We start from the raw sequence: 13637 nt of genomic DNA, 5'->3' as shown, positions 1-13637 counted from the left end.
CGCCTCCTCACAAATTTTTCATGACTTCGAAGCTTCTTTGTCAATTCCATTCATAAGATTCTGAACTTTATGGATGACCTGTTTCTCATTCACCATTGTCAGATTGCCATGATCAACAGTGCATTTTCCATTAACCACAACATAATCAACAGCGGTCGGCTGCATGGCATAAACGATATTGGGGAGTACCTGTTCATGCGTATCCGAAATCGGCTGCATCGATAGATCATTTTGATTCAATGCCACAAAATCGGCACGGAATCCCGGTTTAAGCTCGCCAATCGGCTGCTGTAAAATTTCAGCACCGCCTTTTGTACCCATCGCGAATGCCTGATGATAATTCACTGCAAGTGAATCTAATTTACTTACTTTCTGCAGCATGGCGCACATCCGCATCTCTTCAAAAACGCTGATGCGATTATTACTGCAGGCACCGTCGGAACCAAGACCAATGGTCACTCCGCCGTTCATCAATGCAGGAATGTCTGTTATCCCGTCCGCAAGGAACATATTGCTTGATGGACAGTAGACAAGCGATGCTTGATTTTGTGCCATCAGCTGTTTCTCATGGTCATCCAGCCAGACACAATGAATCGCAGTCATGCGCCCGTCTGCCATGACACCGATCTTGTCGAGCAGTTCAACAGGGCGCATGCGGTGATCGCGTAGCACCTGATCCACTTCAAAGGGTTCCTCTGCTACGTGAATGTGGAATCGACAGTCTAATTCCTGCGCCAGACGATGGCCGGCCTTTACCATTTCTACGGATGCTGCATGTAAGCTGTGAGGAGCAGGAACAATCGACACCATTGGATCATGTTCGTATTTCTCTGCTAAGTACTTGACATTTTTGACCGCCTCATTAACGGATTCAACGTAACCGGCTGGTGCACCTGTCCAGTCATACATCGTCCGCGCCAGAACAAAACGAATACCCACATCTTTAGCCGCCTGAATGACTGCCTCATCACTTTCAATGCCATCATTGTGAACATAAAAATAGTCGCTGACGGTCGTCGCACCGCATTTCATCATTTCGCTAAACGCGAATACAGCACCTGTATAAACATCTTTCGCCTTTAGGTACGGCGAGAATTTATAAAGTGCCTGATCGCGCCATTCTAGGAACGGCCGGTCTGCAGCCAGTCCGCGCAGCAGGCTTTGAAAGGAATGATTATGTGCGTTGACCGTTCCGGGAACAATGATTTCATCCGACCAATCCATTAATTCTGCACCAGGATATTTCGTGACCAGTGCTTCATACGCACCGACAGATGCAATTTCTCCTCCGTCATCAACCACAAGCGCTCGGTTTAATTTAAACTGTCCTTCTTCAAACAATAAAAACGGTTTGTAAAGCTTCATGTCAATCGAGCTCCTTATCCAGTGCGATCACTGTTTGAATCAATACATTGCCTGCCTTAACAATATCCTCAGTTCTTGTCTTTTCCTCCGGACAGTGGCTCTTTCCATCAATGCTGGGTACAAACACCATACCTGTCTTAGCAACTGGCACCATATGTACTGCATCATGTCCTGCCATGCTTGGCAGATCTAAATACGATTCTCCAAATGCTCTAATCGATTGCTGCAGAACTTTGCGAACCAGCGGATCCATGGGAACAGCTTTTTGATCAAGAATCGTCTTTCTCTTAATAATAATCTGTCTTTTCACTTCAATTTCAGCACATCGCTGTGTCAATTGTTCGATCAAGCGCTTAAGCACTTGATCATTCGATGTTCTTATTTCGAGAATTAATTGTGCTGTTCCCGGAATAATATTCGCCGAGTTAGGAGAAATCTCCATGTGTCCCACGGTTCCAACAACGTCGGTTCGATTTTGCTTGAGTACGGCCTCTTCGACGGCAAGGCTTAACTCAGCCCCTGCCAGCAGTGCATCATGACGATTTTCCATCATCGTTGTTCCTGCGTGATTGGCTTCACCGTAAATCGTAATTTCTTCACGATAAATTCCAGTAATAGTTGAAACAACGGCAAGCGACGAACCATAATCCATTAAACGCCTCCCCTGTTCAATGTGACATTCAAGAAAAACGTCTACATCATCGCTGGTTAGTAAATGATTCGCTACGTCCGCCACATCACCCCCTAATCTTTTTAAAGTTTCTGATAATTTTTCATGTGTATACTGATGAGTCGCCTCTCCAATCTGTTTCCCGTCGAGAACACCGGTAATCAGCCGGCTGCCTAATGTAGAAATATTGTATGGATTCGGTTCCTCTGCCGAAAAGGAAACAATTTTTATTGGATGGCGAAGCTTATAATCTGCTTCCTTTAAGGATTGAACCACCTCAGTGGCCAGCAGCACACCGACTGCTCCATCATATTTACCACCATTGGCGACCGCATCATGGTGAGAACCCAAAACAATAGGCTTCATTTTTTCTTTACCCTTGCGTTCGGCCCAAAGGTTGGCTGCTGAGTCTACAGTCACTGTCGCATTTAGTGCTGTTTTCCACAACTTTTTAAGCCAATTTCGCGCCTGAATATCTGCTTTACTGCCGAGTGAACGATCAATCCCTCCCTTCTCATTCATTCCAAACTGTGCCAGATTTTGAATGTACTTGGCAATTCTTTCTTCGTTAACCGTAACAGGATAAAGATCTTGTGGTGTCTTATAAGTCATTCACACACCCTCCTTTCACTTTGAAGCAGATCTATTACGGTGAAACGTTATAAAATTAGTCTAGTGTTGCATCGTAATGATACGTTTCATAATAGATTTGATCCCTTTTATCCAAAGCCTCCAATTCTGCCATTCGTTTATCCAACCCATCTGTAGCCGTTGCCACCTCACGAAGTAGCAGATTTAAAAAGAGGATCGGCGTACTGTAAATATCAAAGATCGACGATGTTGTAATTGGAACACTCAATACAGGATCAGCAAGATCATAAACAGGTGAGGTAATGCTGTCGGTGATCGATGAAATCGAAAATCCTTTCTGATGCAAGTGCCTCAATTTTTCAAGAAGCCTGTTCGGATATCTCGGGAAAACAAATGAGAAGATATGCACGCGAGACGGATCCATCAACTCTAAAGTCTCCCAGGCTGGATTGTTTGGCGTAACCTGAACGACATTGGCCCTTATTTTGTTCAATATATAGTAGGTATAAGATAATAAGGTTGCCGACATCCGGGCTGATAAAAGAATAATCTGGTCTGCATGAATGATCTGATCAATCATTTTTTTAAACTCTGGACGTTCCAGCAGCTGTTCCAGAGCATCAATATTTTCATGTTCCAGCTTGAGAATATTCGAAATGTTCTTATTTGCATGTGATGTAAATTGAAGCCGCTGCGGTGCAGTAATCTCCTTTCGAACAAATTGTTGAAGATGATGCAAAAAATCGTTATACCCTTTATACCCCATTGCAATGCAGAAGCGTGAAACACTTCCCTGACTGACGTCTGCTTGTTCAGCAACTTCCGAGGCAGTCATGAAAATAATGTGCTTATAGCCCTTTTCAAGGGTGTACGCCAGTTTTTCATACGTTGGCGATTCATGAGCGATCTTGGCAATTTTATCCATCAAATGCTGTAATTCTTTGTTGCTTGTTTGAAAATCCATAGTTATCACCGTACCAAATCTATTTATTTTCCAATCCAAGAATGAATTCATTCATATATGCGTTTCTGTGAATAATTATATTCTTGAGATGCAGGACTGTCAACGAATTTTTAGAAATTTATGCGAATTAAAAAATTGGTTCATTACATACAAATTGATGGTCAAGCGGTGCACACAACTTTGCCGCTCCGATCGCTTCATTCATCAAGACAGGCAAGACCCTGTTTCAGTTTTCTTGTTAACATGCGCCAAAAATCTCTTACTTTATTCAGACGGGCGCATATCATCTTTTTGCCGCTTCAGTTCCATCAAGATTTCTTTTTTATAGTTAATAAATGGTTCAGATAATTGAATGCTCCAGTCCTTCTCATCTGATAAATGGATGTCGATCTGTTTGGCAATTCTGCCAGGATTGGCAGACATGACATATACGCGATCCGATAAATAAACGGCTTCATCAACGTCATGCGTAACAAACAAAACGCTAGAACGCGTTTCTTTGAATATGCTGACCAATAAATCCTGCATATCGCGACGTGTTTGAGCATCAAGGGCTCCGAACGGTTCGTCCATAAGCAAAAGCGGCGGCTTAATGACCAGGGCACGAGCAATTGCTACGCGCTGCTGCATACCGCCTGACATTTGCGATGGATAAATTTCTTCAAAACCCTTGAGTCCGACTAGATCAAGAAAATGATAAGCCAAATCCTTTTTCTCTGTATTGCTCATATCTTTTTCCTTTTTCAATGCAAAAGCCACGTTTTGCCACGCCAGAAGCCATGGAAGCAAACTGTATTGTTGAAAAACAACGCCTCGATTGCGCCCCGGCTTTTCTATTGTTTGTCCGTTCATTTTCATCGTTCCAGATGTCGCTTTATCGAGTCCGGCAACAAGTCGGAGAAAGGTCGATTTTCCGCATCCTGAAGGTCCAAGTAAAGAAACGAATTCATGATTGCCGATATTGAGCCCAATATCTTTAAGTGCTGTAAAATGGCGCTGTTTGTTTTCAAAAACTTTATTTATCTTCACTGCAGTCAATAAATGTTCGTTCATGATTTCCTCCATAAATGGCTGATCTGTGCCCAGCCCTGACTGGGAGCTTTGTCCCAAATCACCATTAATTATTAATTTTTTCCTTTTCATTCCACGGGAACATGCACTTAGCAAGCAGTCCAAAAATAATGTCCGTGATCAATCCCAGCATTCCAATAGTAAGAATGCCGAGAATAATGGTCTCTGTTGACAAGTAACGTTGCGCCTGCATAATTCTGAATCCAAGACCGCTCGTGGCCGCCACGAGTTCAGCAACGACCAAGTACGTCCACGCCCAGCCCCACACAGTACGCATTGTATCCCAAATATTTGGCATTGCCGCTTTCACAACAATATCTTTGATAACTTCAAACCGATTAAGTCCCAGTGTCAGTCCAACTTCAAGAACTGACTTTTTAACGGTTTTGCAGTTGTCCGCTATCATGATTACCTGTTGAAAAAACACACCGAAGAAAATAATGAAAAATTTCTGCATATCACTTGTCCCAAACCAGAGAATCGAGAGCGGAATAAACGCGACAACCGGCATGTAGCGTACAAAACCGACAAGCGGTTCCCAAAAGGCTTTCCAAGTCTTAGAGGTTCCCATCATGACTCCGATTGGCAGTGCAAAAAGTGTAGCAAGTAGAAAACCGATCAGGATCCGGTAGAAACTAACCCATATATCCGTAAAGAAAACACCTTCAGCAATCTGTTTTCTTGCTTCAAGAACGACTGCTGTCGGTGTTGGCAAAAAGAGATTGCCGACCAACCCGCCGTAGGTTACAAACGACCAGATGGCGAGAACGATAAGAATTCCCGAAACTGATATGACTTTAAATCGCATCATGTACCTCCAAAGACGCAGCGCATGTCCCTTTCCAATGCTCTACGTCACTTTTCTTCACTAAATCTGAGTTAGTTAATGTCAATTAACTCATCCACGTCAAGATCTTTTTTCAGCTGTTTTTGTCCATTAAGAATCCCTTTAATATTTGCCAACCCTTTGCTCAATTTTCCAGAACTCGCATCATCTTTTTGTTGGTCAAGCGTGAAAAACTTGATTCCTTCAACAATTGTCGGTAGTTCATCCACAGAAGTGCCTGAGGCTTCTGCTACCATTTTATTTCCTTCATCAGGGTGTTCCTTCCAGTAGTCAAGCGCTTCATCCCATACCTTCTGGAGCTTTGCTTTTATGCCCGGATTTTTACTGAGATAACTTGATTTGGCTACGGTCATGTCACTGATCAAGCCAGGAGAATCCTCACCAGAATAAATACGGTGCACCTTTTTGTTTTTCTGCATAATTGTTGAAATATAGGGTTCATAGGTAACGGCTGCGTCAACTTTGTTGGAGAGCAGCGCAAGACCAGCGTCCGATGCAGCCATGTAGACAACATTAAAATCTTTCATCGACAGACCGGCACTTTTTACGGCCTGACGAAACAGCAAATCGGAAGTTGTTCCTTCTTCATAAGCAATTTTCTTTCCCTTAAGTGCTGCTAGATCTTTGTACTTGCTCATTGTGATCATGGCATCCGCAGTTTTTGATTCATCCAAGAAAGCGACGCCCTTTAGATCTAGATTGTTATTGGCTTTCATTTTCATTGCCGTGTGCGAAGCAATATTTGCAAATTGGATCTTATCCGAGGCAAAAGCAGCATTAATATCCGCGTCCTGTTTAAACATAATGATGTCACTATTAATGCCGTTTTTCTTAAAAATCCCGGCCTGATCGGCAATCCACCAAGGTCCATACCCGATCCATGCCTCAGTTCCCATCTTTAGATCAACCAACTTGCTTTCCGAGCTTTTTTTATCCCCACTCGATGACGATGAGCAGCCCGCCAGCATTAAGAAAGCGAGGCACATGGCTACCAGCAATACAATTATTTTTTTCATGATTACTTTTCCTCCTATAGTTGTCCTCAGCCATCTCATTCTTTTCAATCATTTAATTATTATGAATTCACTGATAATAAATGTTTTTTCCCTCCCTACACCAATGTGAAAACAAGTGTAATTAATCGATTAATTCATAAAGAAGATTATGTGAATAATTATATTCATGAATGCAGGTGGGTGTCAACAGAATTTTTAGATAAAACTTTCTTTTCAGTCAACGGATGCATTTTTTACCACTTGCGATGCTATTAAAACAAAAATGAAGGAAAGGACTGTAGCTTCTGTCATGACGAGAATAAATATAGTTGGAGCAGACGATAAGAAAGGTGCGGCAATAAACGGCACATAAGCAGTGCCTCGCAGGTTCAGAAAACCAACCAGCATCCCGCTAAGCACCGCAGACATCAACGTAGCGATTAAAATAGCTCTGTTTTTGAAATAAGGATAGATGGATTCGACAAACGTCCCATAGCAAACATTCATAACCAAACCCTTTTTTGCTGCAGCGTCCTTCCTGTGATGCAATACCCATAGAGCCGCATTCACACCTGCAGCAATGGCAACCAAACAAATCATATCAATGGCTCCAAAAAAACTCGTACCCGCCTGAGCAATTTCAATCAATATAATTGGTAAAATGAGGGCATGGTATCCTTTTTTCAGCAAAGACAGCCAAATAAACAAACCTGAAAATGCTCCAACCAGCAAACCGTTCCAGTTAATCAGGTTATTAATGCACTGAACCATACCGTTTTGTACAAACGATAGAAACCTCGCGAGCACAAGATTAATGATGATACCCGGAATGATCCCTGATAGAGCACCTGCAATGAGATTGCTTGTCGTAATCGGTATCTTTTTGCGCGTGCAGACCAAGAGCAGATAGGAAGATAAAGCACCTGCAGCTAATCCTGCCGCAATTCCGCCAAGTACACCAGCTTTATTGGCAAAGAAGCCGGCAATCAAAGCAGCAATCAAGGTCACTTCATTTAAATCGCTGATCTGCTTTGCAGAGAGCACAGCAAGCAAAACAGGAATGCATGCGACGACCAGTTGCAAAAGCTGGATTGTTTCATGAGAGGGAAAATATTCTGCTGCCGTATGAATTATTGCCAGGGCGATAAATGCTGGCAGCCCCGCAGTCAGAATACCGGTCGGATTGAGCCTTTTCCATTGAATATGAGCTGAATGGCTGCTCATGTTCCAGTAAGCACAAAGATAGGAAATCACTGTTAACGCACGTGTTCGATTGGTTGTCCCGGTTGTACCTGACGACCCGACCACATGACCGCCAATCGATTCGACATGGGCCATCGACGTTCCTCCTGTGCCAACGATCGGAATCTTTTTTTCTACGGCAGCGCCTACTGCAGCGCGGTTGACTCCTGAAGGATCTGCACTGATAAGAACAAGGCCATCAATCTGACCGCTTCTAATTTTCTCAGCGATGCCGTCATCTAACCGATTTGCCTCTTCGTTGACGCTCTCCAACTGCCTACGCTTTCCAGTAATGATCGTTCCGTTCTTCCACGTATATAGTGTTGCACAGGTTCCCGGCTTCACGCGGTCCAATGATCGATTGGCAGCGATATATTGCACAGCCTCCAAGCTGCAGCCATTCCGCTCGCACTGCTGATCAATTTCTTCCAATAAATTTATAGGCTGGTTTCCGCCCAGATAAAACAGATTTCCACCGCTGCTCCCGATCACTGCAAGTTTCTTCATCATCTTCCCCCACCCTTCTCGCAATAGGACTTATTTTCGATCATAATCAATCATTGATGTAGAAACAATAGGTATACCGACGACAAATGAATATAAAAGTTCAAATTATTCAAGAATATAGTTTTGACAAAAACTAAGATAATTCACAAAATGATCCTGCACCTAAATTGTAATGCGTTATAGATACAGCAAAAAGCCGCGAAGTTTTGATTTTATCCAAAACTTCGCGGCCTCATATGTATAACTTTGATGGAGCCTAGCGGGATCGAACCGCTGACCTCCTGCGTGCAAAGCAGGCGCTCTCCCAGCTGAGCTAAGGCCCCATATTATGGAGCGGAAGACGGGATTCAAACCCGCGACCCCCACCATGGCAAGGTGATGTTCTATCACTGAACTACTTCCGCAAAACAAAAAATATTAAATTAAGTGCGGATGAGAGGACTTGAACCTCCACGCCCCGTAAAGGGCACTAGAACCTGAATCTAGCGCGTCTGCCAATTCCGCCACACCCGCATAAAAATGGTGGGCCATGAAGGTCTCGAACCTTCGACCCTCTGATTAAGAGTCAGATGCTCTACCAACTGAGCTAATGGCCCACACGATAATGAATGGTGGAGGGAGAAGGATTCGAACCTTCGAACCCGTAGGGAACGGATTTACAGTCCGTCGCGTTTAGCCTCTTCGCTATCCCTCCATATTAAATTAAAACGTAAATCGAATGGTGCCGGTCAGAGGACTTGAACCCCCAACCTACTGATTACAAGTCAGTTGCTCTACCAATTGAGCTAGACCGGCGGAGTGGAGGATATAGGGCTCGAACCTATGACCCTCTGCTTGTAAGGCAGATGCTCTCCCAGCTGAGCTAATCCTCCATAAAGTGACCCGTACGGGATTCGAACCCATGAACCCACCGTGAAAGGGTGGTGTCTTAACCACTTGACGAACGGGCCATGTTGCTTGTCCGTCGCAATCGACGTTTTTTATTATATCTAGATTGACAGGTCTTGTAAAGAGAAAAATAAAAGCAATTTTATTCTGAATATTTGGGACGTCAATTGCCCCTTGCCATTTCTATACTTCTCAATCGGTCTGCTCCTCCACGGAAAGCAAATGCACACCTATTGTACATGACATAAAGTGGGGCCAGCTTCTTGTTTAGTGGTTGGGCGGCACTTTAGCTTCTCGCTTGCCGCGGGCGATCCGGAAGCCTCCTCGAACACGTATTTTTCCTGCGTGATCTTCCTTGGCTCGCTGTCCCGCAGGCGCCAGAGCGCTTACGTGACTTCCGCGTCGTGCACAGGACGTACTTTCGCAGGGTGATGACTTTCGCGTTGCATACAGGACGTATGCGCACTTAGCAAAAGCACAGGAAAGTTTCCTCTTTAATGCCGCATATCGTCATACCACAAAGCAAAATCACAAACTTTCTTATCCTGTAAGAAAAAGGAACCCTTCGCTTGGGCTCCTTTTTTCTTCTGATCTGATCAGCTTTCTGGAAAGACTTGTTTTTGATGCATCATTTTGTCCATACGGCCTTTAACCGCTTGGCCAACCTTATTATTCGGTCTCATCATTTGGTAACAAGCTGCTCCGATGCCGATTGATGCAATCAAAGGCACGATTCCATTTCGCTGTTTCATCATTGCCCACCACCACTGAAGATTTGTCCGGTTACCCGAACCTTTATAGCTTAACCTCAGTATCGGATTCAATGAACGTGAATCATTACCAATTCACTGACTGACCGGTACATCGTTCAAATACTCCTCGAGGGTTTCATGGGCTTGCGCAATCTTTTGCGCTGCCGGAAGGCCGACATAGCGCAGATGCCAGGCTTCGTACTCATATCCGGTTACCGATTCTTTTCCCTCAGGATAACGTACGATAAACCCATAATCCTGGGCATGCTTTGCCAGCCAGGCTGCCTCAGGCGTTTTGCCGAATTCTTGTGTTGCCGCATACTTGCCGTTCATTCCTGAGACATCAATGGCAAGTCCGGTCTCATGTTCACTTGTCCCCGGCCGCGCGCTGTAATTCAGCGCCTTTTTTTCACCATCGCGCTGAACATAATAATTGAACAACGCAACTTGACTCTTGTGAGAACGATATGCTGAGACGCCAGCAAGTTGAATCCCATCTTTCTTTGCCGCATCAAACATGCGCTTAAGTGGAGCGGCGGCAGCGCGGCGCATTTTCTTTTTTTCCGATTTTCCAGAGAAAATAAACGGGACGTCAAGGTCGACCAAATCATTCGGTACATAGTCATTGGGTAACTTGAAGTACTTATTAACAAGCACGAGCGTACTTCGTGGATCGGCAACCACATGAATGCCATTTTGATTCATCGCGGACACCGTGTTCTGCTGTGGTGAGGAATCATGGCTCTGTGCTTTCTGATTATTCAATGATGAGTGTGTTTGCGTAGAGCCGCTGTTCGACGAACCGCTCCACGGCCATTGGCTACAGGCGGATAACCCCAATAGAGCCGACATCGCTGCTGCAGTTAAAATTCCTTTGTTGTTCATAAAAGCGCTCCGTTGTTTTATTTCAATTTACAATTGATGTTGGTCAGACACACTGTTCATTTTGCCTGCACTCTTTTTATTGTATTCGAAGTCCGGAGCCATTTCATTAGCACAAACAAAAAAATCCGCATAGGCGGATGAAAAAAATATATAGAAATTAGGGGTTATCGGATCACTAACGCTGCCGGTTATCCAAGCAGCAACTTGACATTCAGGAGAACAGAAACAACCAATACAAGATGAGTCAACAGTAATTTGCGATTAAGCTTCACCGCCACAACATTTTGTTCTGCCGCATGGGTTTGGTTCATTTCCATGTATCATTTCCTCCTTGATTGCTCATTGAATACTTAAAGAATAACCCATAAATGTTAGCGGTGTGTGATGCTGTCTTTAATTTCATGTAAAGAAAACCTCAGCTTGCATGAACACGCGTCGATCGATTCGTTTTCCCCCCTGGAGTGTAACGATATAGAAAAACTAGGCTACGCCTAGTCCCTTGCCATCGATCCGGGCACTACAGCTGCTCGCTTGCCGCGGGCGCCAGAGCGCTTTCGTGTCTGTAACGGGCTTATTGATGAAATGCCGCCGATCATCATACCAGCAAGGCCAAATCATATATTTCTTTACTTGCTAGAAAAGGCACCCCAAGCAGGATGCCGTTTCATTATGCGTATGCGTTTCATTAAGCTATCCGGTCATTTCATTTAACGATCAAAACGGGAACTTGTGAACGCTGGACAACCCCATGGCTGACGCTGCCCAAAAATTCCTTAACGCCGCTTAACCCGCGGCTGCCGATGACAATCAGATCATAATCGTTTTGGCCGGCGAACTCAATAATTGTTCGTACCGGCTGGCCTTCTTTGACAAAGGTCTCTGTTTTGTTCGGCAATGCGTCAAGCGTTTGATCCGTACGGCTTACCACTTCATGGCCATACTTTATGATCGATTCGCGTACTTGACGGTACACTTCGCCGACAACAAATTGGTTGGTCGGTACAGTCACGACATTAAGGACATCCAGCTCCGTATCAGCATCGAGCCGAGCCAAATCTGCTGCTTTTTGCAGTGCCTTCTTCGACAAATCGGAGTCATCATAGGAAACCAATATTTTTTTAAAGAGCATACCAAACACCGCCCCTCTCACAAGTTGACATGGAACCGTTCAAAAAGGGAGATCACATTGTCCGGAACACCGCAAAATTCAAGCGAATGAACAGGCGGTCACTCGGTTCCCAAACATTCCCTGTCACCTTTATTTTACCACAAAATTCCCGTTTTAGTGGGACAACATAGGCAGACAGCCGTACAAAAAGTTCATCATTTACACATGCTCCGTTTTTCTAAACGCTTATCATTTTCTCATATCTGCGTTATATTATTAGAAGATGAAACAGATGCAAAAGCTATTATTTGGCAGCGTTTTCACAATTAAGTTCTTGCCGGTCTTTCGCGGCGCGTTGTAAAGCGATCAGATCACCTTCAAAATATGGTGAGAAATCGAGGGTTTAGCATGAAAAAAGGATTAATTTTTATTGGTTTTTCAACACTATTCTTTAGCACAATGGAAATTGCAATCAAATTGGCGGGCTCGCAATTCAATCCAATGCAACTCAATTTTCTGCGTTTTCTAATCGGATCCATTATTCTGTCGCCGCTTGCCATCCGCCATTTGAAGGGGAGCGGATTTACGCTTGATAAAAGTAAAGTGCTTTATTTTTTGTTTTCCGGATTGATGTGCGTCGTGGTCAGCATGACTTTCTTTCAGATGGCGATTGTCTATGCAAAGGCATCGACCGTTGCGATTCTGTTCAGCTGCAACGCCGTGTTTGTCATCCCGTTTGCCCACTTCTTTTTGAAGGAAAAGCTGACAAAGCTGTCGCTCGTGTCACTGGTTGTCAGTTTAGCAGGCATGCTGTTTATTGTGAACCCTGAAAATCTAACCAACGTGACCGGTATCACGCTTTCGCTGATTGCCGCAGTCACCTTCGCGCTCTATGGGATTGTCGGGCGCAAAGGCAGCTTAAACTATGGTTTTGACGGGGTGGTACAGAGCAGCTTCAGTTTCCTGTTCGGCAGTATGGAACTACTGGTGCTGATCTGGATCACCAAGATCGGCGCGGTTGCCGGGTGGCTGAGAAGCGTTGGGCTGAATGATTTCGCCAACATTCCTGTACTGCAAGGGATTTCCTGGGGCACTTTGCCGATGCTGATCTATCTGGGCGTGTTTGTCACCGGGCTCGGTTTCAGCTTTTATTTCCTTGCCATGGAGACAACTTCAGCATCGACCGCCTCGCTGGTCTTCTTTATTAAACCGGCACTGGCTCCGGTTCTCGCACTGCTGATTCTCGGCGAATCGATTACACTCAATGTCTTGGCGGGCATTCTTTTGATTCTGGCCGGTTCATGTGTTGAACTGATCTCCGACAACCGGCAGGCGAAGCTTGAAAAACAGCGCATGATCAAACAACCGATTGCCAGCAAGGAAGCGCATGTTCGGTAAAGATTCGACAAAAAGCCGACCCCAGAAAATGGGGCCGGCTTTTTTAATCTTCTCTTTCCACACTCAAAACGCGCCCGTCTCTTGAAGCGATTTCCACCTCGTAGACGACACCTTGATCGGTTAAGACATAAACCTCATATTTCAATAAGTGATCATCCAATTCCATATCAACATGAATGATTTGCCCCGGTACACGGGCAACGGCAATCTCTGCTGCTTGCTGCGCCGTAATGCGCTGACGGTAATCCGCCGCAGGTCCATTTGCCGCAGGTCCATTTGCCGCTGGATTGGTTCCGTACATCAACTAAACCGCCTCCTCATCAAGATCCGTTTCCTCACTAGTCTATGATGAAA

The 13637-nt window shown here is 44.6% G+C and carries 13 protein-coding genes and 8 tRNA genes; 1 reads left to right on the top strand and 20 read right to left on the bottom strand.

Annotated features, from left to right (window positions below; translation table 11 throughout):
• Window positions 1–18: 18 nt before the first annotated feature.
• From AA84_RS0108685 to AA84_RS0108595, 19 genes are all read right to left on the bottom strand, one after another.
• Window positions 19–1365 carry an amidohydrolase family protein gene (locus AA84_RS0108685; protein ID WP_028976877.1) on the bottom strand — a complete coding sequence of 449 codons (1347 nt, stop codon included), beginning with the start codon at window positions 1363–1365 and terminating at the stop codon, window positions 19–21.
• Window position 1366: 1 nt separating this feature from the next.
• Complete coding sequence (locus AA84_RS0108680; protein ID WP_028976876.1) at window positions 1367–2647, bottom strand: Zn-dependent hydrolase; 1281 nt, start codon at window positions 2645–2647, stop codon at window positions 1367–1369.
• 55 nt (window positions 2648–2702) lie between these two features.
• Window positions 2703–3590, bottom strand: a complete 888-nt coding sequence (locus tag AA84_RS0108675; protein WP_028976875.1) for a MurR/RpiR family transcriptional regulator — start codon at window positions 3588–3590, stop codon at window positions 2703–2705.
• 264 nt (window positions 3591–3854) lie between these two features.
• Complete coding sequence (locus AA84_RS0108670; RefSeq protein ID WP_028976874.1) at window positions 3855–4643, bottom strand: ABC transporter ATP-binding protein; 789 nt, start codon at window positions 4641–4643, stop codon at window positions 3855–3857.
• Window positions 4644–4707: 64 nt separating this feature from the next.
• Window positions 4708–5469, bottom strand: coding sequence for an ABC transporter permease (locus tag AA84_RS0108665; RefSeq protein WP_236628081.1), 762 nt, complete (start codon window positions 5467–5469; stop codon window positions 4708–4710).
• Between the two features lie 71 nt (window positions 5470–5540).
• Entirely contained in the window at window positions 5541–6524 is a 984-nt protein-coding gene (locus AA84_RS17480) for an ABC transporter substrate-binding protein (RefSeq protein WP_037563318.1), read from the bottom strand.
• A 213-nt stretch (window positions 6525–6737) separates the two neighbouring features.
• Window positions 6738–8255, bottom strand: coding sequence for a hypothetical protein (locus AA84_RS0108655; RefSeq protein WP_051577885.1), 1518 nt, complete (start codon window positions 8253–8255; stop codon window positions 6738–6740).
• Between the two features lie 247 nt (window positions 8256–8502).
• Window positions 8503–8575 (bottom strand) — tRNA-Ala (locus tag AA84_RS0108650).
• 6 nt (window positions 8576–8581) lie between these two features.
• Window positions 8582–8656, bottom strand: a tRNA-Gly gene (locus tag AA84_RS0108645).
• A 23-nt stretch (window positions 8657–8679) separates the two neighbouring features.
• A tRNA-Leu gene (locus tag AA84_RS0108640) sits at window positions 8680–8765 on the bottom strand.
• Window positions 8766–8772: 7 nt separating this feature from the next.
• Window positions 8773–8848 (bottom strand) — tRNA-Lys (locus tag AA84_RS0108635).
• A gap of 13 nt (window positions 8849–8861) precedes the next feature.
• A tRNA-Tyr gene (locus tag AA84_RS0108630) sits at window positions 8862–8946 on the bottom strand.
• A gap of 25 nt (window positions 8947–8971) precedes the next feature.
• Window positions 8972–9047 (bottom strand) — tRNA-Thr (locus tag AA84_RS0108625).
• Window positions 9048–9051: 4 nt separating this feature from the next.
• Window positions 9052–9124: transfer RNA gene (locus tag AA84_RS0108620), tRNA-Val, on the bottom strand.
• Between the two features lie 6 nt (window positions 9125–9130).
• Window positions 9131–9202: transfer RNA gene (locus AA84_RS0108615), tRNA-Glu, on the bottom strand.
• Between the two features lie 534 nt (window positions 9203–9736).
• Window positions 9737–9892, bottom strand: coding sequence for a hypothetical protein (locus AA84_RS19000; RefSeq protein ID WP_156031422.1), 156 nt, complete (start codon window positions 9890–9892; stop codon window positions 9737–9739).
• Window positions 9893–9985: 93 nt separating this feature from the next.
• On the bottom strand, window positions 9986–10777 hold the full coding sequence (locus tag AA84_RS0108605; protein ID WP_037563317.1) for a M15 family metallopeptidase: 792 nt from the start codon (window positions 10775–10777) through the stop codon (window positions 9986–9988).
• Between the two features lie 188 nt (window positions 10778–10965).
• Window positions 10966–11094, bottom strand: a complete 129-nt coding sequence (locus tag AA84_RS19505; RefSeq protein WP_255304661.1) for a hypothetical protein — start codon at window positions 11092–11094, stop codon at window positions 10966–10968.
• Window positions 11095–11480: 386 nt separating this feature from the next.
• Complete coding sequence (locus tag AA84_RS0108595; RefSeq protein ID WP_028976870.1) at window positions 11481–11906, bottom strand: universal stress protein; 426 nt, start codon at window positions 11904–11906, stop codon at window positions 11481–11483.
• 387 nt (window positions 11907–12293) lie between these two features.
• Here AA84_RS0108595 and AA84_RS0108590 point away from each other — a divergent pair, with 387 nt between their 5' ends.
• Window positions 12294–13283 (top strand): DMT family transporter, encoded by a 990-nt coding sequence (locus AA84_RS0108590; RefSeq protein WP_028976869.1) that lies wholly within the window; start codon window positions 12294–12296, stop codon window positions 13281–13283.
• A 43-nt stretch (window positions 13284–13326) separates the two neighbouring features.
• Here AA84_RS0108590 and AA84_RS0108585 read toward each other — a convergent pair whose 3' ends face one another.
• A complete protein-coding gene (locus AA84_RS0108585) occupies window positions 13327–13584 on the bottom strand; it encodes a PepSY domain-containing protein (RefSeq protein ID WP_028976868.1) in 258 nt (85 codons plus the stop codon).
• Window positions 13585–13637: the final 53 nt, after the last annotated feature.

It is taken from the genome of Sporolactobacillus terrae DSM 11697 (assembly GCF_000648615.1).
GTDB classification, from domain to species: Bacteria; Bacillota; Bacilli; order Bacillales; family Sporolactobacillaceae; genus Sporolactobacillus; species Sporolactobacillus terrae.
Note: the sequence above shows the minus strand (reverse complement) of the source record. Positions and strands in the feature narration are given on the sequence as shown.